The sequence below is a fragment of the Streptomyces sp. NBC_01450 genome (assembly GCF_036227505.1).
Taxonomy (GTDB): domain Bacteria; phylum Actinomycetota; class Actinomycetes; order Streptomycetales; family Streptomycetaceae; genus Streptomyces.
The window spans coordinates 909,278-931,082 of record NZ_CP109481.1 but is presented as its reverse complement, the minus strand read 5'-3'; the positions used below and the strand labels follow the sequence as shown (position 1 = coordinate 931,082).

Sequence of the window (21,805 nt, the reverse complement as noted above, 5' to 3'; positions counted from 1 at the left end):
GGAGACCCGGCCCCGGCACACGCTAGGAGACAGGCATCATGAACACTGCACTGGAAGGCAAGGTCGCCCTCGTCACGGGCGCCGGCAGCGGCATCGGAGCGGCGACGGCCCTCCTGCTCGCCGAGCGGGGGGCGGACGTGACCCTCGTCGGACGCCGCAAGGACAAGATCGACGAGGTGGTCGCCCGGATCCGTGCGGCCACCGGCCGTGAAGCGCTCGCGGTGGCCGGCGACGTCGCCGTGCCGGACGACCTCGAACAGGCCGTCTCCCGCACCGTCGACCGGTTCGGCGCCCTGCACTACGGCGTCAACAACGCCGGAATGTCCGGCTACTTCGAGCCGCTGCACGAACTCAGCACCGAGAAGTGGAACCGAGTGCTGGGCGTCAACCTGTCCGGCCTGTTCCACGGGATGAAGTACGAGATCCCCGCGATCCTGGCCGCCGGCGGCGGCGCGATCGTCAACGTCTCCAGTGTCTTTGCCGACCGCGGCGGTCCCACGCCCGACTACTCCAGCGCCAAGCACGCGATCCGCGGCCTGACCCGCACGGCGGCCAAGGAGTATGCCTCCCAGGGCATACGTGTCAACGAACTCCAGCCCGGTGTGATCTCCACCGAGATGACCGCGGCCCATCCCGAGGAGGCACAGAAGGTCGCCGACAGCGGGATCCCCATGCGCCGGGTGGGCACCGGTCACGAGGTCGCGACGGCGATCGCCTTCCTGCTCTCGGACGACGCCTCCTACATCACCGGGGCGCACCTTGCGGTGGACGGCGGCTTCCTCGTCTGAGACCCCGGGCGGACCCAGGGACGGGGACGGTGCCGCTCTCTCCGGCCCGGAGCCGGCCGCATCGTCCCGGCCCGCCCACAAGGCGGCCGACTCCGCCCCCTGCTCAGCGCCTGACGTCGCAGACGCGGTTCGAGAGTGTCTCGGCAGCCAGCCGCAAGTCGCGCACCTCAGAGTTCTGACGCAGGGCCGCGGGACTTACTCGATGTGGTTCGACTCCCACACCGAAGTCCCGCAGGACATCGCCCAGCAGATCACCGAAAGCAACCGCCAGTAGTCCAGGGCCACGCAGCGCCGAGACTCAGGACATCACGCCGTCACGTCAACTACAGCAAGCCGTCTACCACTTCGCCGGCCTTGGCCACTGCGTTCTGGCTGAAGGGCAGGGTCTCGGCCTTGGTGCCGGCGATCATCAGCAGTGGACGTGGGGCGATCTTGTGGACGTCGACGTAGGAGTCGTACTGGGCCAGCTGGTCGATGCTGCGCAGTACCCAGCGGTTGGTGGCGCGCGGGTGGCGGCCGCGCGGCGTCTTGTAGAAGTCGAAGAACTCCCGCACGAGGTGTGGCGTCGTGTCGTCGACCGCGTTGGGCAGTGCGTCTATCAGGGTCGCCGGCTTCCCGGCTGCCTCCTCGGTGCGCAGGTGTCCGGCCTGCTCCACCAGCTTCTCGAAGGCGGCCGGGTCGCCGTCGCGCACGAAGCCGGTGAAGTCCACCGCGCTGACAGTTGCCACGGCCTTCATGCGGTGGTCGGTCTGTGCGGCGTAGGGGACGTAGCCGCCGGAGGCGCAGATGCCCAGGACGCCGATCCGTTCGGGGTCGACGTCGTCGCGGGTCGTCAGGTAGGACACGGCGTTGCGGAAGTCCTCGGCGCGCTGGCAGGGGTTCTCCAGGCCGTGCGGCGCGCCTTCGCTCTCGCCCTGGTAGGCGGCGTCGAAGGTCAGCACGAGGAAACCCTCGGCGGCGAGCTTCAGCGCGTAGACGGCGGGGGCCTGCTCCTTCACCGAGGTGGCCGGGTGCCCCACGACGACGGCGGGGAGGCGATCACCGCTGGTGGTGCCGTCGGGTGTGTAGACGTGCCCGGCCAGGTTCAGGCCGCTGCTGGGAAAGGTGACGTTCGTCTTCATGTCCTTCGCCCTTTCATCGTTTGAGGAGAGCAGGGGTGCGTGTTCGGCGCCGGTCGCCCGGCGGTAACCGGATTCAGAGGTACTTCGTGAAGATTCAGAGGTACTTCGTGAAGAACGGGGACAGGTCAGCGGTTGCCTGGTCGACGTACTCGGGGATGTCGTACAGGGAGACGTGTCCGGCGCCGTCGACGATGGCCAGCTCCTTGGGGCTGTTCACGCGCGGCAGGAGCTGCTCGGCCTGCCACAGGGAGCCGGCCTCGCTGCCGGCGACCATGAGCAGCGGCTGGGTCAGCAGCGTTTCGACCTGGTGGAACGCGTCGAAGGCGTAGACGTTCGCAATGCTGGTGAACAGCATGCGGTTGTCGGAGCGGGGGTGCTGGGCCCGCGGCGTGCGGTAGTAGTCGTGGGCCTCGGCCATGTCGGGGACCGTGGTCTCGTCCACCGTCTCGGGCACATACGGCACGATGGCGGCGTCGGCGCCCGCGGCTTCGGCGGCCCGCTGCTGCGCCACCGCGTCGAGCGTGGCGAGCTGCGTGGCGACGGGCTCGGTCCCGTCCCAGCCCAGGCGGTAGGCGGCGCCGATATCGATCGGGCTGACGGTGCCGACGGCCTTGATACGGCGGTCGGTCATCGTGGCGTTGACGGCGTAGCCGGCGCCGGCGCAGATGCCCAGCACACCGATGCGGCCGGCGTCGATGTGGCTGAGCGTGGACAGGTAGTCCACGGCCGCCCGCACGTCCTCGACCCGGGAGGCGGGGTCTTCGAGGTGGCGGGGCTGTCCGCCGCTCTCACCCTGGTGGGAGGCATCGAAGGCGAGGGTAACGAAGCCCTCGCGGGCGAGCTTTTCGGCGTAGAGTCCGGCCGTCTGCTCCTTGACGCCGCCACCGGGGTGGACAGACACGATCGCGGGGTAGGACCGGTCCTCGGAGAAGCCGTCCGGGAGGTGGAGGTTCCCGGCCATGGTGACGCCTGCATTGGTGAAGGTGACGTTCTGCATGCTGATGTCCTTCGCTGATCTGGCCACGAGAGGGGCCGTGAGACGCCGCTCTCCTGATCTGGGTGAGAGCCCGCAGAGCCGGTCCGAAACCATGCGATGAGCGGGCCGGCAACCACGCAACCGCTGCGTCGGCGAACGAGGGAGTCACCGTTGAAAGGTGTAATGCCAGGGCACCCCACCAGGCCCCGCGGCTGCCTAGCCTGGAAGGCATGGACCACCGCAACGAGATCCGTGAGTTCCTGACCTCCCGCCGGGCCAGGATCACGCCCGACCAGGCCGGGCTGCCCAGCTACGGCGCCCGCCGGGTGCCCGGACTGCGCCGCGCCGAGGCCGCACAGCTCGCCGGGGTCAGTGTCGAGTACTACGCCCGCCTGGAACGGGGCAACCTCACCGGGGTCTCCGACACCGTCCTCGACGCCCTCGCTCGCGCCCTGCGACTGGATGACGCCGAACGGGCCCACCTCCACGACCTGGCTCGCGTCGCCGGAACAAGTCCGCGCCGACGTCGCAAACCGGCGGCCCCGCAGGGCGTGCGGCCCAATGTCCAGCGCCTCCTCGACACGATGACCGACACCCCGGCAGCCGTCATCAACGGCCGCACGGACGTCCTGGCGAGCAACGCACTCGGCCGGGCCCTGTTCGCACCGCTCCACGACACGACGACGCGGCCTCCCAACCACGCCCGGTTCATCTACCTCGACGCCCGCTCCCACGACTTCTGGGACAACTGGGACCACGCCGCCGACGACGCCGTGGCCCTTCTGCACGCCCACGCCGGCCGGAACCCCTTCGACCCGGACCTGACCGCCCTGATCGGCGAACTGTCCACCCGCAGCGAGGACTTCCGCACCCGCTGGGCCCGCCACGACGTACGCCGCCACACCACCGGCGTCAAACACCTCCACCACCCCGCCATCGGCACCCTCCACCTCACCTTCGAGGCCATGGCACTCGTCGCCGACGACGACCTGACCCTCCTCGCCTACTGCGCCGAACCCGGCACCGCCTCCGAGGACGGCCTGCGCCTGCTGGCGACCTGGGCGGCCACCCACGACCAGCAGCGGAGACGGACGGTTCGTACCGTCGACGAGACCTGAGCGACCGGGCCGGGCCCTGCGAGCACCCCGCGAACGCCTCAACCGTCGTCGCTGTCGCACCGTGCTCATCTCGGCGAGCCAAAACTGTCGGAGCTGTCTCGCCCCGGTTATCCCAGCTCTGCGAGCCGCACCCGCAGGAGCCGGTCATGTGCTTCCCCGTCGAGAAGAATGCGCTCCTGCGACGCCTTTGAGCAGCGCAACCAGCGCGAGGACACCAACGCACTCACCGTGAACCCGAGGCACTGGACACATTCTTCGCCCGCTTCGAGGAGTCGGCCCCGGCCGGGAACGCGATCGCCGACAGGGATCTGAACGCCGTACTGCGGCAGAAACCGGTACTCCTACCAGGTCCGCCCGCCCGGCCGGACTGCTTCGCGGGTATCTGCTTCCGCTGTGCACCGGCACCTCTACCGTCCAGCCCGACTGCTGATCACGGGGGCGTGTGGAAGGGGCTGGTGTGAGGCGGGATCTGGGTCTGGACGGGGTGGTGGACCACTTGACTCTGTCCGGCGACGAGGCGGGCTGGTTACGGAACAAGACCGGGGCCACGAGGTTGGGCTTCGCCGTTCAGCTGAAGTTTTTGACCTGGCGTGGACGCTTTCCCAAGATGCGTCTGGAGCTGCCGCCCGATGCGGTCGAGCATGTCGCCAACAGGTGGGCGTCGCCGCGTCCGAGCTGGGCTTGTATGACTTCACCTCCCGCGCCGCGAAGCGGCACCGCAGCGAGCTGGGGGATCTGACCGGGTGGCACGAGAACGAAGACGAGGTGGAGTCGGTCCTCTCGGACATCAAGGCCCATCCGGGCAACGTCAGCCTCAACTCACTGCTGGACGAGATCTCCAAGCTGGGGCAGGTCCGTGCGGTCGGCGTCCCGGAGAAGGTGTTCGCCGGGATCGACGTGCAGGTCGTCAACGCCTGGCGGGCCCGCGCATCGGCGTCCTCACCCAGCCACCTGCGGTGCTTCGACTCTCCCGTACGGCACGTCCTGCTCGCCGGGCTGCTGTTCCAGCGCCAGCGGGAGATCACCGACATCCTGGTTGAGCTGCTGAACTCCACCGTCCACCGCATCAACGCGCGGGCAGAGAAGAAGGTCACCGAGGTGTTCGTCGCCGAGTTCACCAAGGTCCGCGGCAAGTCCGGGCTGCTCGGGAGCATCGCCGCCGCCTCCCTCGGCGCCCCCGAGGGCTCGGTGCGGGACGTGATCTACCCGGCGGCCGGCGGGGAGAAGCCCCTCAAGGACCTGTCGGTGACCAGGCTGGTGGACATGGGAGAGCGAAGCGACAAGTTGATGCCCCGCTCGGCCAGTGGCAGGGCCCGCGCTCAAACCCGTCAGAAGGGCGTGATGAAACGCCAGGTCAGCTATCAGTGGCGACTGCGGGAGCGCATGGCCGCCGCTGGTGTGGCGCTCGGGCTGCTCAGCATCGTGGCGCCGCGTGGTGGTTAGGGTGCGGCCGTGCGGGTTGGGTGGCGGCCACAGCCCGCGCAGATCGGCCGGGCCTCGCGATGGTGGTGCCGCTGAGCCGGTATGGCGGCAGGCAAGCACGTGCCACACACCCCTGCCACCACCCCTACCAACCGGCGTCCGAGGCGGCTTTCCGAGGCACTGTCCAGCGCAGCGGTGGCGGCGTCCAAGTCCTCTCCATCGCCTGGGTCCTGCGAATCAGCGGCCTGCGGCCACGCCGCCGCATGGGAGCGTAGCCGGATGATGGCCGGCGTATGAATGTTCCGTATAAACAAATGGAATTCAGGGATGTGTCACAAAGGTGGACGGTCAACTGTCTCTAGTGCAGCCAGAGTCGACAGCGGGCGGATCGTGATCACCTTCCTATTGGTGGTTCCCGGCTGTGACTTGGCGACCGACGAAACGCGTTGTTCACACAGGGATGAGCGAGCAAGAGAATGAAACTGAAGGCAATAACCCGAGCAGCTTTCGTCGCCACCGGTGTGGCCGTCGCAGGGCTAAGCCTTGCGATACCCGCCTCGGCGACGACCGGGGCCACGGCTAGCGACTGCGCCGGCCCCGTCTGCTCCTACACTCTCAAGATCAATGGCACTTACTGGCAATACGAAGCCCAGGTCAACAACAACCAAACGGGCACCGGCGTGACAAGCTGGATCTGGGTCTACACGAATGCGGGTGCCGCTCACGCCGACTACTACCTGAACGGCGATTCCACGATGCACACGCTTACTTCTCCTGTCGACGGTTCGACATCCAAGAATCTACCCAAGGACGTCACCGCATTCAGGGTTTGCGGAGACAACGGAATCGGTGGCGACGCCTGCTCGCCCTGGGCCCACCCCACTTACTAAGACCTGTCCCGTAACTGGGCGATGCCCATACGAATCCCGAATCGGACCATGTCAGTGGCTGGTGACAGGATCCAAGGATGCCGATCAAGGGATACGACGACGGCCCGCTGGTAGCGGGCGAATCGCTGCTGGCCCGTCCGGGCTTCTGGTCGAACTACCTGCTAGCGATGTGCAGTGACGGGGCGTGTGCCGAGCGCCCGGTTCCGGAGTGGTTCGGCGATGACGGCGCCGATGTCGATGCCCTGTCCGAGGTCCTCTTCGATCCCGAGCACTGGCCGGTTTTCCGGGTGCCGGCCGAAGAGGGTCCCGGAGCTGTGGTGATCTACCGCAACATGGTCGGCGACTATGGCACCGACTACCTCCTCACCGATCCAGACAGGGCTTACGCCCAGCAGATCGCCAGCTGGGAAGGAGATTTCTCGGGGATCGGGCTGACGTGGAACGAACTAGTCCGCATCGCCGACTACCCGTCCCCCAAGGCCGAAGGCGTCCAGGACACAGCCGCCCGCCTCCTGCTGGTCCTTCCCCTTCTTACCGACCTGGACCTGGCCGAAGCAGCCCCGGCAAGGCTCGCCGCCGCCCTGACCGCGGTCGGCGCGCCGCAGCACACCGCCTCCACCACGGCGGAGCACCTGCTTGCCCACCTCGCGCGAAGATCCTGGCACGATCCCACGTGGCAGTCTCCTTTGAGCGGCAGCTAAGACGCAGGTCAAGCACCCGACCGTTCCATGGAACGATCTTGGTATGGCTGGTGTGCTTGCGGCGGCAGAGCGTTCCTGGATGGCCCCGTTCACCGGGCTGAACCCGCGCCAGTTCGGCAAGCTGGTGACCGTGCTGCGCCGTGGGGGCGCCGACGCGGTCTGCAAGGGCCGACCGTGGGGCCTTCCGCTGGAGGATCGGACGCTGTTGGTCGCGGCCTACTGGCGGACGAACTTGACCATGCGACAAATCGCCCCACTATTCGGCATTTCGAAGTCGGCCGCTCACCGAATCATCGATCATCTCGGTCCGATGCTCGCGCTCCAGCCACGCAAACGGTTCGCGAAGGACGCTGTGCTCATCGTGGACGGAACCCTGGTGCCCACCCGCGACCACGCCATCGCCGCGCAGTCGAAGAACTACAGGTACTCCACTAACCACCAGGTCGTCATCGACGCCGAGACCCGACTTGTCGTCGTGATCGGCCAGCCTCTGCCGGGAAACCGCAACGACTGCAAGGCATGGGAGGAATCCGGCGCCAAAGCCGCCGTCGGCAAGACCACAACGATCGCAGACGGCGGCTATCCCGGCACCGGACTCGTCATGCCCCACCGCCGGCGCAAGGACGAAGACCTGCCCGGCTGGAAGGAAGCCCACAACACGTCCCACAGACAGGTCCGTGCCCGCGTCGAGCACGTCTTCGCCCGCATGAAGACCTGGAAGATCCTCCGCGACTGCCGCCTGAAGGGCGACGGAGTCCACCACGCCATGAACGGCATTGCCCGCCTCCACAACCTCGCCCTCACCGGATGAACGGGCGTGCCGGACCTCGACCGACCACGCTTACACCCACTCGAAGATCGATTACGGGACAACGCTTAGCCTCCGGTCGTCTATGACGGCCCGACTGTTCTTTTTGGCGGGCGGTTAGCTAGGACGGCTTGCGCGGGAGCCCCGGCACCTTAATGCCGGTGCTCCCGTGCGCTCGGACGTCACGGTCAGCGCCGACGTCGGCGCGTGACGTCGGCGCGTGACGTCGGCAGCTCCTCGCCGGTGGTCATGACTGCGGGCCGCCTACGATGAGCAGCAGCGCGGACTGTGGCTTCGACCATGATCCGCCGGACAGGCCCGAGTACTCAGCAGCACTTCGTGATCAGGTGGTGGTCTCGGTGGTGAGTCGTCGCTGGTAGTGGTTGCGTCTGGCGGCGGCCGGGTGGTGCCTGCGCCAGGTGGACCAGTGCAGCAGCGTGGTGAGGGTCCGCGTAGGCGGCACGAGCAGCATGCCGATGAGTCGGCGGATCTGGGAGAGCGTCAGGTCGATCGGGGTGCGGTTGTGGGCGGCCCGGGTTGGGTCTGCGGGGCGGGCGAGGAAGGCCAGCGCGAGCATGGCGACGCGTCGGGCGCCGGCCTATTGGCCAGCCTGGACAATCCCGGCGTAGACGCGCAGGTCAGAGTGCCTGGTCGGCACCTTCCACCGACGGAAAGCGTCCATCCCACCGGATGGCCAGCCAGCCTCGTCCTGGTCGGCGACGAAGCGCACGACACGCTGCTGCACGTCGCTCAGGTCGCCGAAGGACTGCGGCGGTTCGGCAGGATCGTCCGGGAAAACCAGCCTGAACAGCGTCTCCGCCGTGTAGTACCTGTCGTCGAACGCCTCGACGCCCCTACAGTCAGCCAGGCCGACCAGCATGGCATCGACCGCCCGGAGCGTCGTGGCTTCGGATGTTTCGGCCAGAGCCATCGCCGCGAGACTCATGTAGGAGCCGCTCAGGAACGACATGGTCTCGGTCTTCTCAGGCGGCCGGGCGACGACTTGTGTCAGCACGTCGACGACGGCCGGGTCGGCGATGCCGAATCGCGTCAATGCGAAGGCGGAGGCCCAACGCAGCTCGACGATCGGGCTGTCCAGGTAGCACCGGATGAAGGGGACGGTCGCCGGTTCGCCGAGCAGGCCGAGGGCGACGACTCCCGTCGCCGCCGCGCCGGGCGAGTCTTCATCGGCGATGAAAGCCTTCAAGAGCGGAATCGACGTCGCCGCGGACTTGGGGAACCACGCCAGCAAGTTTGCCGTCTTGGCCCGCAGTTCAGGGCTGTCCGAGGTCAGCAGGACGGCGAGTGCGGGAAGTGCTTCGCGGACGGCGTCATACGAACGCACCACCGCTTCGGCGTCAATGAGCACTTGCGCGCAGCTCCCCTCGCGCTGTTTGCGCTGCTCATCGTCCGCCGCTTCGTCGATCCACTGAGCCCAGTCGCCGGCTTCGCCGCGTATATCCGCCAGGGAGGCGCGGTCTTCCCCAGGGTCATAGCCGTTCGGCAGATAGTTGTTGTCCAGCCCGATCGCGATGGCGACCAGCAGACCGACGAACCGATGCCTGTTGACCAATCTCGGGTCGAGTGCCATCCGCACAAGGAACGGAACGGTGTACACCGCAGCCTGCGATCGCGTGCCCTGGTGCACGATATGGTTCGCGAGCTGTGCACTCGGCGGGTACCGGCCCTCCCAGACCCCCGCCTGCATCGCCCGGAGGTGTCCGGGGACGTCGTCGGCCATGCCGTAGGAGTGCTGCAGCTGGGCCCAGGGCACATCGTCCAGGCCGGTGAGAGGGTCGTCATCCGTCACAGCAGCAGATCCTGGCATACCAGGATTCCGTCCTGCGATTCGAGTGGTCATGCGATCACCCGCGACCCGGGGTCGAGGAACACACGTGCGTCAGCTCGTGAATTGAGCCGATGTCGGCCCAGGTGAACGGCTGACGGAGCGATGCTCGGCCGGCACTCCTTCCAGCTCCCCAACCTGCCCGACGGCCTGCGTCCGCTGCGTGACCCAGACGCCACCGACGAGGAATGACCGGTTCCTGGCCCCGCCCCGCCGGAGGGGAGAAACCTGGACCATCACCTGATCACGAAGTGCGGCTGGAGTAGGAGTACTAAGTGTAGTGACGGCACTGTCACGTTGGCTGACAGGGTGGGGTGATCTTCTGGTTGATCATGCTGGAGGGGGATGGCCCACGGGGAACGTATCGCCGTCGTACAAGGGACACCGGTACCCGGTCGAGGGCATCCCACGGTGTGTGGCTGTATCACCGCTTTCCGCTCAGCTTCCGTGAGGTGGAGGAGCTGATGCTCGAGCGCGGTGTGACCGTCTGCTACGAGACGGTCCGCCGCTGGTGCGTGAAGTTCGGCCAGCAGTACGCGAACGCACTGCGCCGCCGACAGCCCCGGCCCGGCGACAAGGAGCACCTGGACGAAGTCTTCATCAAGGTCAACGGCAAGCAGAAGTACCTGTGGCGGGCCGTCGACCAGGACGGCAACGTGCTCGACGTCCTTGTGCAGAACCGGCGCGACAAGGCCACAGCCAGGCGCTTCTTCCGTCACCTGATGAAGGAGACGGGCGCGGTGCCACGGGTGGTCGTCACCGACAGGCCTCCACGGCGCCGCCCACCGCGAGGTCATGCCCTGCGTCGAGCACCGGCAGCCGAAATACCTGAACAATCGGGCGGAGAACAGCCACCAGCCGACGAGGCAGCGCGAACGCGCGATGAAGGGGTTTCGTTCCGTCGGTGGGGCGCAGAGGTTTCTGTCCGCCTTCAGCGGCATCTCACCCCACTTCCGGCCCCGCCGCCACCAGATGGCCGCACACAACTACCGAGCCGAGATAACCATCCGCTTCGCGATCTGGGAACAGATCACCGGTGTCGTCGGCCTGGCCACCACGATCTGAGCACAGGCCCCGAACCGGGCCCGACCATGCCCCGACGCACCGTCAGACAGCCACGCGCCCAACAACGTGACAGCACCGATGCCACGGATCACCTTTTTTGAACGTCTGCTGCCCCGGTGGCGAGTTCGCCGCCTTGCGGTTTCCTGATTGGGTGGCGGAAGCCGTCGCCGGCGTTCTCGTGTACCAGGTCGGTCAGGGTGGCCGGCGTGATGCGTGCTCATTCTGTGAGACCGAGTTCGCGTAGGGCGTCGGCGGGGTGGTTGCGGTACTGGTCGTGGGCGGCGGCGTTGTTGGTCCATCCGGCGAGGTGGGCGACGCTGATCGCCTGGCTGCGGAAGGTGGCGAGAGCTCGGGGCAGGCTGCCGGTGCGGGCCCGGCAGGCGTCTTCGCCGAAGATTACATCTCTGACGAAGTGCTGGGCCTCGATGGCCCATTGGCTGCGTACGCAGCGGGCGAGGGCAGCCGGATCGGCGGCTTGGGCGGGGGCGGCGGTTCTCCTTGACGGGGAAGAGGCCGAAGGCGCCGCGGCGGTGGAGGTAGCGGGCGTGGCCGGCGACTGTGTGCAGGGCGTCGGCGGTGACGATCGCGCCGGTGATGTCGGCGATCAGGTCCAGGGCGGTGGTGAAGTGGAGGGTCTCGTGCGGCTTGTGGTGCATCTCGCGCTGAGCGAGCATCACGCCGGGGTCGACCTGGTAGACGCCGAGCAGATGCAATTGCAGGCCCTTGCTGTCGCGGGCGCCGCGGACGGTCTTGCCGTCCGCCGCAAGCCGCAGCACGGGCAGATCACCGGCGATGCCCGCGAGCGGGTCGGACGTGTAGGCCTGCACGAACGCGCCGACGGCGGCACCGAGCGCATCGGCGTCAGCCTGGGTGAGCGTGCGGGTGCGGGTGGTGGCCACCGGCAGCTGGCCGGGGTCGCCATCGGGGACCTCGAGGGAAGCCGGGATGCCGACGCCTCGGCCACTCGCCCAGCGGATCACGCCGCGCACCGAGCGCACCCCGCACAGCGTGGCGCAGGCGACCATACCGAGCAGCATCGGCCAGGCGTGCGTGACCAGGTGCGGCGTGTGCGCGCGGGGTCGGGCACCGCCCGGACCGCGTCCAGCAGCTACGGGAGTCGTTCCGGCGTGCACAACTCCTCACCGACGAGGGCGAGGTGCTCGGCGAGTCGACGGAAGGTGGGCAGGGTCGGGCAGGATGGCATGCGGGCGCCGCCTTCATGATCATGCCGAGTGGAATCAACGTGATCATGGACGGTCGCGCCCTTCGTCGTTCACCCCGCCCCCGTCCAAGATCCGAGCACGCATCACGCCTGGATCATGCCTTGAGGATCGAGGTCGACGGAGAGGCCGAGGATGGCCGTTTCTCCACACGGTGTGTCCAAAAACGTAGCGACGCGGATGCACCGTTTGTTTTAGTCAAACGGGCATATGTGAATCATCTGACAGAAAAAGACTCGATCTTGTTGTGAGATCCACGTGGAAGTGACAATGAGCACCTGATCACAGTTTCACCTGTCGCATACACTCAACACGCACCGTGTGATCTGACGTACTCTCACACACCTGGAACAGCAGGTCCGTTGATCCCTGTACCAGCCCTACCGGTTCTGCCTATTAGGAGAAACACGTGAAGCTTGCCCTCGGCCGCACCGCGGTTGCGCTCGGCGTGACCGCCGCTGCCCTGACGACGACCCTCGGCGTGGGAGGCTCCGCCGACGCCGCCACCGGGTATCTCAGGCTGTGTCTGGACATCAACGCCGGGAGGTGTTCAGACTTCACTGCCGTGTCTGACAATTTCTACGTGAAGGACCCGGTGAATACCTACGGCAACCACACATGGCAGGATTCGATTTCGTCCCTCTACAACTACAGCACCCGCAACGTGTGCTTCTACACGGACAACAATTTCCAGGGAAGCTCCATCACGCTCCCCCCGGGTTACCGCATCGACGATGTGAGCTACTGGAACATGAACGACGCAATCTCGTCCTGGAAGTCCTGCTGACCGTAGGGCAGGTGCCGGGAAACCGGGTCCTCGATCGAGCGGTACCGCGGTGTCCGCGGGCTCGCCGGGTGGTGACGCAGCTTGTTCGTAGCCGTTGGCTCTCGGCGTTGCTGTGCACGGCGGAGAGCCCGCTCTGCTGTCGGTGCCGCTGGTCAACCACGTCCTGCCGCAGCTCGTCCGCGCTGCCGAGGACCGGCTGCAGCGTGCCACGCTGCTGCTACAGGCAGCCCGCTCTGCGAAGCCTGGTGAGGAGTTCACCGTCGAGGGATCACAGTATCGACGCACCGGCCGGGACGGCAGCCGCTGGCGTCCCACCGTGCTGTTCCTCGCCCCGGTCGACGAGCCGGGGCCGCGGTTCGATGCCGAATGCGAGGAGAACAACGCGTTCTGGACCTGGGCGGGTATCGAGGTCCTGCGACGCACCGGGGCCAGGATCGAGGAACTTCTGGAGCTCACTCACCTGAGTCTTCGCCAGTACCAGGCACCGACCGGCGAGACGGTGCCGCTGCTGCAAATCAGCCCATCCAAGACCGACCGCGAGCGCGTCATCCCCGCCGATCCGGACCTGGTCGCCGTCCTCGCCCGGATCATTCGCCGCATCAAGGCCACCGGCGAACGAGTGCCGCTGCCGACTCGGTACGACGGCTACGAACGGGTCTATGGCCCGCCGATGCCCCACCTGTTCCAAGGTCCCTCCCAGCACCGGCTGCAGGTCATCTCCCCCCAACCGGATCCGCGAGCTCCTCACCGACCATGCGCTACGGGCCGGCATCGTCGACGTCGACGGGACACCGCTGAGGTTCACGCCGCACGACTTCCGCAGAATCTTGTCGACCGAGACGGTCAACGGCGGCCTGCCGATCCACATCGCCGCGAAGCTCCTCGGACATCTCGATCTCAACACCACTCAGGCTTACGTCGCGGTCTGTCCCGAAGAGGTCATCCGCCACCACCGGCAGCTCGTCGACCAGCGCCGAAAGCACCGGCCCAGCGAGGAGTACCGCGACCCCAGCGACACCGAGTGGGAAGACTTCCGTGGCCACTTCAGCCTCCGCAAGGTCGCCCTCGGCACCTGCGACCGACCCTATGGGACCCCTTGCCGGCATGAAAACGCCTGCGCCTCTGAACTTTGAGCCTTCGCCATCTTCGAACGTGCTGGTCAGCGGGGCCGGCGTGACGGTCCTTGACCGTGCTCGTGCTGGTGGGGGGCGGAAGTCTGCGGTCTTGATCGTCTGACAGGGCGGTTTCCCCTATTCCTCCGCGTTCCGGGCCCGGAGCCATCGCGCTGGAACGGCAGGGTGTCCCTCGCCGCTGCCGTTCCCTCACCCCGGCTCAGGTCACTCAGGTTGTCCGCCAGGTAGCGATCGAGACGCCCAGGGAGGCGGCGCTGATTCCGTTACCGAGTACCAGCGACACGAGGTCGAGGATCGCCGCTCCTTGCTGCCCGGGGGCCGGCGGTGATGACGAGGCCATCTCGATGCGTCCGTCACGGCGACCATTCCGGTCCAGAAGCAACCAGTCGTGCAAGGACCGAGCTTCGTCCTCAGCCAGGCCCCCAGCCACCCGAAGGATCACCTGCCTGCCCCGCCTCCACACCGCAGTGATACCCAAGAAGCCAGCGTGGAGATGGCCTCCGCCGTGATCTGACTCTTTGTGAGAAATCTAGGGAGCGCCCTGTCACATACTGATGGCGCCTGCAAGTTCGTTGCATCGATAGGGTTCGCCCTCCGGTGCGAGGCTGCGCACTGGCACGTCGCTGCCGAGCTGTCCCGGCGGATCCCCTCACGGTGCGCGCCGAGCGGGGCCCCGTGCCAACTGCCGCGGATGGCCGTCCGCACACCCCGCGCAGCGGCCGAGAGGGGTCACGTCCGCGGGAGTGGTGTATCGACGGCCGCTCGGTGATCTCGTTTTGAGGCTATGCGGTGAGTTCGGTGGGCAGGGCGGTCTCGTCGGTTTCTGACTCGATCGGGTGGAGGCGGGCCTTGGCCAGATGGTCAAGCCCCATGTAGCGGCGGGCCTCGGCCCACTCATCGTTCTGTTCGGCAGCACCGCGCCGACCAGACGGATCAACGCGGTGCGGTCGGGGAAGTTCCCGACCGCGTCGGTACGACGGCAGCTTGTCCCGCGAGAAGCTCCGTTGCTCCTGCGGAAACGCTGACTACCCGGCCTTGGGGAAATTTCGGAACCTGCCGAGGACCTTCAACGGACGCCATTGATGTCGATCGGCCACCGGGCTCACGGCCGTCTGGGTGAGTCTGACCTGTGGAGTGTTGTTCGCGGCCCCGCAAGGCGGTACGAGTCGTTCGGGGCGCCGTGGTATGTGTGCGTGATGCCTGCGCTCCGTCCGGAGGGCGTCCAGAACGATTGGAGTGAGCGGGCATGGTCCTGGCAGCACAGCTGGTGTTGGCTGCGGTCTTCGGGGTCGCGGGGATCGCCAAACTCATGGACCGCGAGGGACTGCCTCGCGCAATCGCAAGCTTCGGCCTGCCAGCTCGAACGGGGAAGCCGCTTGGATACCTTCTCGTCTCCTACGAGTTCGCCACAGCCCTGGCTCTTGTCGTCAACCCATGGGCAAGAATCGGTGCGCTTGGAGCGCTCGGACTGTTGCTGACGTTCTGCCTGGCCATCGTGGTGAGCATTGCACGCGGCCGGACCCCGGATTGCCACTGCTTCGGAGGGCTACGCGCCACGCCGGTCGGGTGGGCCACGCTCGCACGCAACGGGCTCCTCGCAGCTACGGCGGGATTCGTCGTAACCGACGGGCGTGCCCCATGGTTCTTCACGGGCCTAGGGACCATCGCAGCGACGTGTTGGGTGGTGCTGGGACTCAAGCGATCCGGGAAAGTACGACCGGGCATGGTCACACCGGGCTTTTCACTGCCTGACGCAACAGGACAAGTATGGACTCTCGACAAACTGCTTGCTGCTGCGCATCAGCCACTCCTGCTTCTCTTCACTGATCACGCGTGCGGCGCGTGCGACGCACTGCTGCCACAGGTGGCCCGGTGGCAACAGGCCTATGCAGAACGGCTGACCATCGCGATCGTGAACGGCGGTCCCCCCGCAGACAGCGTTGCCTTCTCACGTGAGCACGGGCTGCGGAACCTACTGGTAGACGAAGACCGAATGCTGCTCACCACTTATGGTCTGACCGCCACACCCAGCGCAATGCTGATCGACACCGACCGGATCCTCGCCGCCGCGCCAGCAGCTGGGTCAGCAGAGATCGCCGACCTGGTGACCAGGGCACTCCAACCGCGTGGTAGATCAACGATCGCACGACGCGCGCTGTTGTTCGCCTCGGCCACGATGGTACCCACCGTCATCTCCACCCGCGCGATGGCCCGCGGCGTTACCGGGGCGAACTGGCGCCCAAAGCGAGTGAAGTTCGCTGGGGGATGGCTCTGCAAACAGCGCTACGCGCTGTGTACTAAAGCCGCCTGCAAACCCTCGCCGAGCGACCCGAACGTCCTCATCTGCCGCTGCGTGGTGGAATACGGCTACTCCTACGGCTATAAGTCGTGTGCAGAACGGGAACCAGTCGGCAAAAGATTGGTATCGACGTTCTCGACACAAAACACGAACTCTCGTACCCGCACCATGACCTGCGCATCCCCAGCACAATGGGCAAACTGTCTGGACATGGACTGCGAAATCGACCCGCGCAACCCGACCCACGCTGTGTGCCGCTGCAAGTCCGTGGAGAGCGGCGACTTTTTCACATTCGGGGGAAACTGCGACACCAGCACCTGCACCTCCGTGATTTGGTCAGCGGCAACACCACCCGGAGTCCCCTTCCAAGCCGCGATGAAGAGCATCGGCCTATCAGTCACACTCCCCGAAGCATGCCCGACAGGCACGGACGACGATGACCCTCCGCCTAGCGGGCTGGAGCTGCTTTGGGGCGAGTGATCATGGCCCCTTACTGATCGTTTCAAAATGAAATCGGTGTGTCGGCTGGTGGTTGATGGTCTTCGCAGGCAGGGGCTACGAGGTGCCCGATAATCTTGTTTCTGATGCTCTGTGGGAGCGCATAGCTCCGCTGCTTCCGCCGCAGCCCGAGCGTCGGCACCGGCACCCCGGCCCGCTTTGCGTGCCGGATCGGGTTGCACTGGCCGGGATCGTCTACGTGCTGTGCAAGGGTGTGGCCTGGCGGGATGTTCCAGCTCCGATAGTGGGCTGCTCGGGGGTGACCGCCTGGCGCCGCCTGCGGGACTGGACTGAGGCCGGGGTCTGGCCCCGCCCGCATGCGGTTCTCCTCGGCGAATTACGAAAGGCGGGTCTGCTGGAGATGGACGACTGCGCGGTCGACGGCTCCCACGTCAGGTCTCTCAAAGGGGGGACCATGTTGGACCGTCGCCGGTCGACCGAGGCCGTCCCGGCTCCAAGCACCATGTGCTCGTTGACCGACGTGGCACCCCGCTCGCTGTCTCGCTGACCGGCGGGAACCGGCACGACGTCACCCAGCTGATCCCTCTTCTCGATGCGGTCCCCCGCATACGAGGACTGCGAGGCCGACCCCGGAACAAGCCAAAGCGGTTGTACGCCGACCGCGGATACGACTACGACAAGTACCGCCGCCTGCTGTGGAGGCGCGGCATCAAGCCCCTCATCGCCCGGCGCGGCGTCGCCCACGGTTCAGGCCTGGGCAAGACCCGGTGGGTGGTCGAGCGCACTTTGTGCGCCACGAGGCGCTCTGTTTGTATCCCCGGTTCAGCCGGGAGGAACTCGGAAGGAGGTTCCTGGGCCCGATGACTTACCTGGATCCGAAAGGTGAAGGGGACAGCAGCATGTCAGAAAACCAGTGACCGGGTCCGGTTGTCAGGGACGGGGTACTGGGTGGCCCGCGCGATATGGCGAAGTTGCGCCGCGAGGCGCTCTGTTGTATCCCCGGCTCAGCCGGGAAGGACTCGGAGGAACGTTCTTGAATCGAATGGCTTACCTCAGCCTGAAAGGGTGAGAGGGACAAGAGCATGCCAGGAAATCGGCGACTGTGTCCAGACGTTAGGAGCAGTGCGCCGAGCGATTCACGCAATACGGTGAAAGCTAGACTGCCTGAATCCCAATCTCCAGGAGATGCAAATATCCATCCGCCGGAAAGACGTCTGGAACCGGCGCCACGTCCTGCATCGGCATTTCTTTCGCGGCCGTTGCAACCTCCGGAACGTGGAGCGATGCCCAGTGAGGGCATTCAAGGAGATGAGTGGGGCACCTAAGTTGCGTTAGTACGTACGACAGAGATGAACGCGGGATCACCTAAGGGATGCGAATCCTATGGTGACGGAGACCCCATAGTAGTCGCCGGAGTAACGACCGGTCATGAAGTCCGGGAAAGCCGGAATGAGGGCGAAGGGGGTCAGGTGATCGGACACTCGAAGACCTGGGAGGTATGCGAAATTGCAGAGCGCCGAAACAGTGCTGGGTGTCCTCCGTGAACGCGGCAGGCACGGCCTGCCATGTAATGAACTGTACCGACAGATGTTCAATCCGCAGCTGTATCTCATGGCTTACGGGCGTATCTACTCCAACAAGGGAGCGATGACGCCTGGAGTCTCGGCAGATACCGTGGACGGCATGTCGCTGGACAAGATCGAGCGCATTATCGATGCGATGCGCCACGAGCGCTATCGATTCAGTCCGGTCAAGAGAGTCATGATCCCGAAGAAAAACGGGAAACTCAGACCCCTCGGATTGCCTGGCTGGACGGATAAGCTGGTTGGAGAGGTGATGCGTCTCCTATTGGAGGCATATTATGACCCCCAGTTTTCCGATCGGTCCCATGGGTTCCGTGCCCGTCGGGGCTGCCACACCGCGCTGCGCGAGGTGGCTAATACCTGGACGGGTACGACCTGGCTGATTGAGGGCGATATCTCCGACTGCTTCGGGTCGCTTGACCATGAGGTCATGCTCTCGACGTTATCTGAGAAAGTCCACGATCGCCGGTTTCTGCGGCTATTGCGCAACATGCTTCAGGCCGGATACTTGGAGGACTGGGTATGGAACGCCACGCTCTCCGGGGCACCACAAGGCGGTGTTCTCTCTCCCACGCTCTCCAACATTTATCTGCACCGGTTGGACAACTTTGTCGAAAAGGTTCTGATACCCGAATATGACCGAGGGGCGGAACGAGTTAAGAATCCCGCCTATCGTAAGGTTCAGAAAGCACTCACGCTAGCTCGGGTGCGTGGTGACCGTGCCGAGGCGCGATCGCTACGTAAAGAGCTACGCAGTATGCCGAGCAAGGATCTCAACGATCCTCGCTACCGGCGGTTGCGCTATGTGCGGTACGCCGACGACACCTTGCTCGGTTTCACCGGACCGAAAGCCGAAGCCGAGGAGATCAAGCAACGCCTCGGGCAGTTCCTGCGTGACGAACTCAAACTGGAGCTGTCCGAGGAGAAAACATTGATCACTCACGCCAGAACCGGCGCGGCAAGATTCCTCGGTTACGAGATCACCGTTCAGCAGAACGACAAGGCGATCAGCAATGGCCAACGGTCAAGCAACGCGACCGTCAAGTTGCGGGTGCCAGTCGCGGTGATCAAGGCTAAATGTGCCTCCTATATGAAACGCGGGAAACCCGCACGCAGGACCCCTTTGATGAACATGGACGATTACACCATCGTCTCTATCTTCGGGGCCGAATATCGCGGGTTGGCACAGTACTACCTGTTGGCCAGTGACGTCTATCGGCTGAATCGGCTGAACTGGGTCATGGAGACATCGCTGCTAAAGACGCTTGCGGGCAAGCACCGCTCGACCGTATCGAAGACGGCGGCCAAGTATAAGGCCAAGGTCGAAACTCCATACGGGTTGCGCACGTGCTTCGAAGCGACCGTTGAACGCAGTGGTGGCAGGAAACCACTGGTAGCACGGTACGGTGGCATACCACTTCGGTGGCAGAAGACAGCGGTCCTCGAAGACCGTAAACCAGATCGAGCAGTTGGTCCCAAGGAATTGGTCACCAGACTCCTTGCGGGGAGGTGCGAGATCTGTGAGCGGTCGGGGAAGGTTCAAGTTCACCACATCCGAAAACTCTCGGATCTCGACAAGCTCGGTCAGCCGGACAGGCCGGCGTGGGCATCAATCATGGCGAAGCGGCGCCGCAAGTCCCTTGTGGTCTGCCAGAACTGTCACGACGATATCCATACTGACTCGCAAGTCGCGAAACCCACGGAGTAGTCACTGGAGAGCCGGATGCCTTTAACGGGGCACGTCCGGTTCGGTGGGGGGTCGCGTGGAAAAGGGTCTGAACTCCAGATACCTCGCCGCGCGGCCTACCCTGCACTGGATTGTTTGAAGCCCAATCTCCAGAAGATGCAAGTTCCCATCCGTCGGAAAGACAGCCGAAACCGGCGCCGCGCTCTGTTCTGGCTTCGAATGGTGTGGCCGGAGCAACTTCCGTGTGCGGAGCGATGTCCAGCGAGGAAATTCAAGGAGATGAGCGGGACGTCTAACTCGCGCTAGAACGTACAGACAGAGACGAACGTGGGATCGCCTACGGGATGCGAGTAATAGGGCGACGGGGGCCCCGTAGTAGTCGCCGGTTTAACGCCCGGCCGAGGAGGACGGGAAAGCCGTCCGCAGGGCGAAGGGGGCCAGGTGATTCGGACACCTCAAGACCCGGAGGTATGCGAAATGCAGAGCGCCACAACGGTGCTGGGTGTCCTGCGTGAACGCGGCAGGCGCAACCTGCCGTGTGATGAACTGTATCGACAGCTGTTCAATCCGCAGTTGTATCTGCTGGCCTACGGAAGCATCTACGCCAACCATGGCGCGATGACGCCCGGGGTCACATCGGAAACCGTGGACGGCATGTCCCAGCGGAAGATCAGACGGATCATCGAGGCGATGCGCAACGAACGCTATCGGTTCCGTCCGGTGCGACGCATCCATATCCCGAAGAAGAACGGGAAGATGCGTGCGCTGGGGCTGCCGACTCGGTCGGACAAGCTCGTTGGTGAAGTGGTCCGTCTGTTATTGGAGGCGTATTACGAGCCGACGTTCTCCGACCGCTCGCATGGGTTCCGTCCCCGCCGAGGCTGCCATACCGCATTGCGGGAGGTTGACCACACCTGGACCGGGACATCCTGGTTCATCGAAGGGGACATCGCCGACTGCTTCGGCAGTCTGGACCATCAGGTCCTGCTGCCGATCCTCGGCAAGAAGATCCATGACCAGCGGTTTCTGCGGCTGGTGCGCAACATGCTCAAGGCCGGATGCCTGGAGGACTGGAGGTGGGGTGCCACGCTCTCCGGAGCGCCGCAAGGCGGAGTGGCCTCCCCGATCCTGTCCAACATCAACCTGCACAGGCTGGATGAGTTCGTCGAGACGGTTCTGATCCCGGAGTACACCCGAGGAGATCGCCGGGCCCGCAACCCGGCCTATCTGGAGTTGCAGAATCTGCTGGCGAAAGCCCGCCGGCGCCGCGACCGGGCCCAGGCCCGCGCGTTGCGTCAGCGGATGGTCAGCCTGCCGAGCTCGGATCCGAACGATCCGGAATACCGGAGGCTGCGCTATATCCGCTACGCAGACGATCATCTCCTGGGTTTTGCGGGACCGAAATCTCGGTGCGGTATTCCGCCGACTGCTTGCCGAGGGGGCCGTCGCCGGCGCGGCGCGCGGAGCCGATGTTGAAGGTGCTGACCCCCGCGACGGCCTTGATCCGCATCTCGGTCTGCGACACGTTGACCGTGTAGCTGCCGCCTGCGCAGATGCCGAGGGCGCCGATGCGCTCCTTGTCCACGTCGGGGTGGATGCTCAGGAAGTCCACCGCGCGGCGGATGTCCTCGACACGCGTCGAGGGGAACTCAGAGAAGTGCGGCTCGCCGCCGCTCTCCCCCTGGTACGAGGCGTCGAAGACCAGGGTGATCAAGCCCTGTTCGGCCAGCAGCTTCGCGTACGTGGTGGGGACCTGCTCCTTGACCGCGCCGAAGGGGTGGGTCACCACGATCGCCCGGGTACTTGGTGCCTTGCGCGAAGCCTGCGGGCCTGAACAGGTTGCCGACTACCGTGTTGCCTCTGTTCTCGAAGGTCACTCGTTCCATGGCAGTTTCCTTGCGT

General features: G+C 65.5%; 18 protein-coding genes and 5 pseudogenes. 15 read left to right on the top strand and 8 right to left on the bottom strand.

Going from position 1 to position 21,805, the window contains the following annotated elements:
- Positions 1-38 precede the first annotated feature (38 nt).
- Positions 39-788 (top strand): SDR family NAD(P)-dependent oxidoreductase, encoded by a 750-nt coding sequence (locus OG568_RS52640; RefSeq protein WP_329537192.1) that lies wholly within the window; start codon positions 39-41, stop codon positions 786-788.
- Between the two features lie 323 nt (positions 789-1,111).
- Here OG568_RS52640 and OG568_RS52635 read toward each other — a convergent pair whose 3' ends face one another.
- A complete protein-coding gene (locus tag OG568_RS52635) occupies positions 1,112-1,909 on the bottom strand; it encodes an alpha/beta hydrolase (protein WP_329537191.1) in 798 nt (265 codons plus the stop codon).
- 94 nt (positions 1,910-2,003) lie between these two features.
- Positions 2,004-2,906, bottom strand: coding sequence for an alpha/beta hydrolase (locus OG568_RS52630; RefSeq protein ID WP_329537190.1), 903 nt, complete (start codon positions 2,904-2,906; stop codon positions 2,004-2,006).
- Positions 2,907-3,115: 209 nt separating this feature from the next.
- Here OG568_RS52630 and OG568_RS52625 point away from each other — a divergent pair, with 209 nt between their 5' ends.
- The 6 genes from OG568_RS52625 to OG568_RS52605 all read left to right on the top strand — a co-directional run bounded on the left by OG568_RS52625 (position 3,116) and on the right by OG568_RS52605 (position 7,827).
- A complete protein-coding gene (locus OG568_RS52625) occupies positions 3,116-4,003 on the top strand; it encodes a helix-turn-helix transcriptional regulator (protein ID WP_329537189.1) in 888 nt (295 codons plus the stop codon).
- Positions 4,004-4,445: 442 nt separating this feature from the next.
- A complete protein-coding gene (locus tag OG568_RS61875; RefSeq protein WP_443077932.1) occupies positions 4,446-4,742 on the top strand; it encodes a DUF4158 domain-containing protein in 297 nt (98 codons plus the stop codon).
- Positions 4,658-5,446: a hypothetical protein gene (locus tag OG568_RS52620; protein ID WP_329537188.1), complete on the top strand. Its 789-nt coding sequence runs from the start codon at positions 4,658-4,660 to the stop codon at positions 5,444-5,446. The genes OG568_RS61875 and OG568_RS52620 overlap by 85 nt, the downstream gene beginning before the upstream one ends.
- A gap of 455 nt (positions 5,447-5,901) precedes the next feature.
- Positions 5,902-6,315, top strand: coding sequence for a hypothetical protein (locus OG568_RS52615; protein ID WP_329537187.1), 414 nt, complete (start codon positions 5,902-5,904; stop codon positions 6,313-6,315).
- Between the two features lie 77 nt (positions 6,316-6,392).
- Positions 6,393-7,016, top strand: a complete 624-nt coding sequence (locus OG568_RS52610; protein ID WP_329537186.1) for a hypothetical protein — start codon at positions 6,393-6,395, stop codon at positions 7,014-7,016.
- 43 nt (positions 7,017-7,059) lie between these two features.
- On the top strand, positions 7,060-7,827 hold the full coding sequence (locus OG568_RS52605; RefSeq protein ID WP_329537185.1) for a transposase: 768 nt from the start codon (positions 7,060-7,062) through the stop codon (positions 7,825-7,827).
- A gap of 340 nt (positions 7,828-8,167) precedes the next feature.
- Here the strand turns inward: OG568_RS52605 and OG568_RS52600 are convergent, their stop codons facing one another.
- Positions 8,168-8,401: a hypothetical protein gene (locus OG568_RS52600; protein ID WP_329537184.1), complete on the bottom strand. Its 234-nt coding sequence runs from the start codon at positions 8,399-8,401 to the stop codon at positions 8,168-8,170.
- A 21-nt stretch (positions 8,402-8,422) separates the two neighbouring features.
- Complete coding sequence (locus OG568_RS52595; RefSeq protein ID WP_329537183.1) at positions 8,423-9,634, bottom strand: HEAT repeat domain-containing protein; 1,212 nt, start codon at positions 9,632-9,634, stop codon at positions 8,423-8,425.
- A 358-nt stretch (positions 9,635-9,992) separates the two neighbouring features.
- Between OG568_RS52595 and OG568_RS52590 the strand changes: the two are divergent.
- The 3 genes and pseudogenes from OG568_RS52590 to OG568_RS52580 all read left to right on the top strand — a co-directional run bounded on the left by OG568_RS52590 (position 9,993) and on the right by OG568_RS52580 (position 12,742).
- Positions 9,993-10,735: pseudogene (locus OG568_RS52590) on the top strand (IS6 family transposase).
- A gap of 545 nt (positions 10,736-11,280) precedes the next feature.
- On the top strand, positions 11,281-11,958 hold the full coding sequence (locus OG568_RS52585) for a hypothetical protein (RefSeq protein WP_329537182.1): 678 nt from the start codon (positions 11,281-11,283) through the stop codon (positions 11,956-11,958).
- A gap of 406 nt (positions 11,959-12,364) precedes the next feature.
- A complete protein-coding gene (locus OG568_RS52580; RefSeq protein ID WP_329537181.1) occupies positions 12,365-12,742 on the top strand; it encodes a peptidase inhibitor family I36 protein in 378 nt (125 codons plus the stop codon).
- A 268-nt stretch (positions 12,743-13,010) separates the two neighbouring features.
- Here the strand turns inward: OG568_RS52580 and OG568_RS52575 are convergent, their stop codons facing one another.
- Positions 13,011-13,430, bottom strand: coding sequence for a hypothetical protein (locus OG568_RS52575; RefSeq protein ID WP_329538333.1), 420 nt, complete (start codon positions 13,428-13,430; stop codon positions 13,011-13,013).
- Between OG568_RS52575 and OG568_RS52570 the strand changes: the two genes are divergently transcribed.
- Positions 13,402-13,875, top strand: coding sequence for a tyrosine-type recombinase/integrase (locus OG568_RS52570; protein WP_329537180.1), 474 nt, complete (start codon positions 13,402-13,404; stop codon positions 13,873-13,875). The genes OG568_RS52575 and OG568_RS52570 overlap by 29 nt on opposite strands.
- A 208-nt stretch (positions 13,876-14,083) precedes the next feature.
- Here OG568_RS52570 and OG568_RS61870 read toward each other — a convergent pair whose 3' ends face one another.
- Complete coding sequence (locus OG568_RS61870) at positions 14,084-14,305, bottom strand: effector-associated constant component EACC1 (protein ID WP_443077931.1); 222 nt, start codon at positions 14,303-14,305, stop codon at positions 14,084-14,086.
- 352 nt (positions 14,306-14,657) lie between these two features.
- Positions 14,658-14,854 (bottom strand): annotated as a pseudogene (locus tag OG568_RS52565) (transposase); the annotation flags it as partial.
- A 267-nt stretch (positions 14,855-15,121) separates the two neighbouring features.
- On the opposite strand from OG568_RS52565, the gene OG568_RS52560 reads away from it, so the two are divergent.
- The 4 genes and pseudogenes from OG568_RS52560 to OG568_RS52545 all read left to right on the top strand — a co-directional run.
- Positions 15,122-16,654, top strand: coding sequence for a MauE/DoxX family redox-associated membrane protein (locus OG568_RS52560; protein WP_329537179.1), 1,533 nt, complete (start codon positions 15,122-15,124; stop codon positions 16,652-16,654).
- A gap of 55 nt (positions 16,655-16,709) precedes the next feature.
- Positions 16,710-17,419, top strand: a pseudogene (locus OG568_RS52555) (IS5 family transposase); the annotation flags it as partial.
- A 720-nt stretch (positions 17,420-18,139) separates the two neighbouring features.
- Positions 18,140-19,924 carry a reverse transcriptase/maturase family protein gene (locus OG568_RS52550; RefSeq protein ID WP_329536215.1) on the top strand — a complete coding sequence of 595 codons (1,785 nt, stop codon included), beginning with the start codon at positions 18,140-18,142 and terminating at the stop codon, positions 19,922-19,924.
- Between the two features lie 456 nt (positions 19,925-20,380).
- Positions 20,381-21,310: pseudogene (locus OG568_RS52545) on the top strand (reverse transcriptase/maturase family protein); the annotation flags it as partial.
- Here the strand turns inward: OG568_RS52545 and OG568_RS52540 are convergent.
- Positions 21,210-21,707 (bottom strand): annotated as a pseudogene (locus OG568_RS52540) (alpha/beta hydrolase); the annotation flags it as partial. The pseudogenes OG568_RS52545 and OG568_RS52540 sit on opposite strands and share 101 nt — an antisense overlap.
- Positions 21,708-21,805 lie beyond the last annotated feature (98 nt).

Bases quoted from the DNA above. Each gene is read 5' to 3' on its own strand.
- OG568_RS52640 (WP_329537192.1), top strand. From the start codon at position 39: ATGAACACTGCACTGGAAGGCAAGGTCGCCCTCGTCACGGGCGCCGGC.
- OG568_RS52635 (WP_329537191.1), bottom strand. From the start codon at position 1,909: ATGAAGACGAACGTCACCTTTCCCAGCAGCGGCCTGAACCTGGCCGGG.
- OG568_RS52630 (WP_329537190.1), bottom strand. From the start codon at position 2,906: ATGCAGAACGTCACCTTCACCAATGCAGGCGTCACCATGGCCGGGAAC.
- OG568_RS52625 (WP_329537189.1), top strand. From the start codon at position 3,116: ATGGACCACCGCAACGAGATCCGTGAGTTCCTGACCTCCCGCCGGGCC.
- OG568_RS52615 (WP_329537187.1), top strand. From the start codon at position 5,902: ATGAAACTGAAGGCAATAACCCGAGCAGCTTTCGTCGCCACCGGTGTG.
- OG568_RS52610 (WP_329537186.1), top strand. From the start codon at position 6,393: ATGCCGATCAAGGGATACGACGACGGCCCGCTGGTAGCGGGCGAATCG.
- OG568_RS52605 (WP_329537185.1), top strand. From the start codon at position 7,060: ATGGCTGGTGTGCTTGCGGCGGCAGAGCGTTCCTGGATGGCCCCGTTC.
- OG568_RS52600 (WP_329537184.1), bottom strand. From the start codon at position 8,401: ATGCTCGCGCTGGCCTTCCTCGCCCGCCCCGCAGACCCAACCCGGGCC.
- OG568_RS52570 (WP_329537180.1), top strand. From the start codon at position 13,402: ATGGCCCGCCGATGCCCCACCTGTTCCAAGGTCCCTCCCAGCACCGGC.
- OG568_RS52560 (WP_329537179.1), top strand. From the start codon at position 15,122: ATGGTCCTGGCAGCACAGCTGGTGTTGGCTGCGGTCTTCGGGGTCGCG.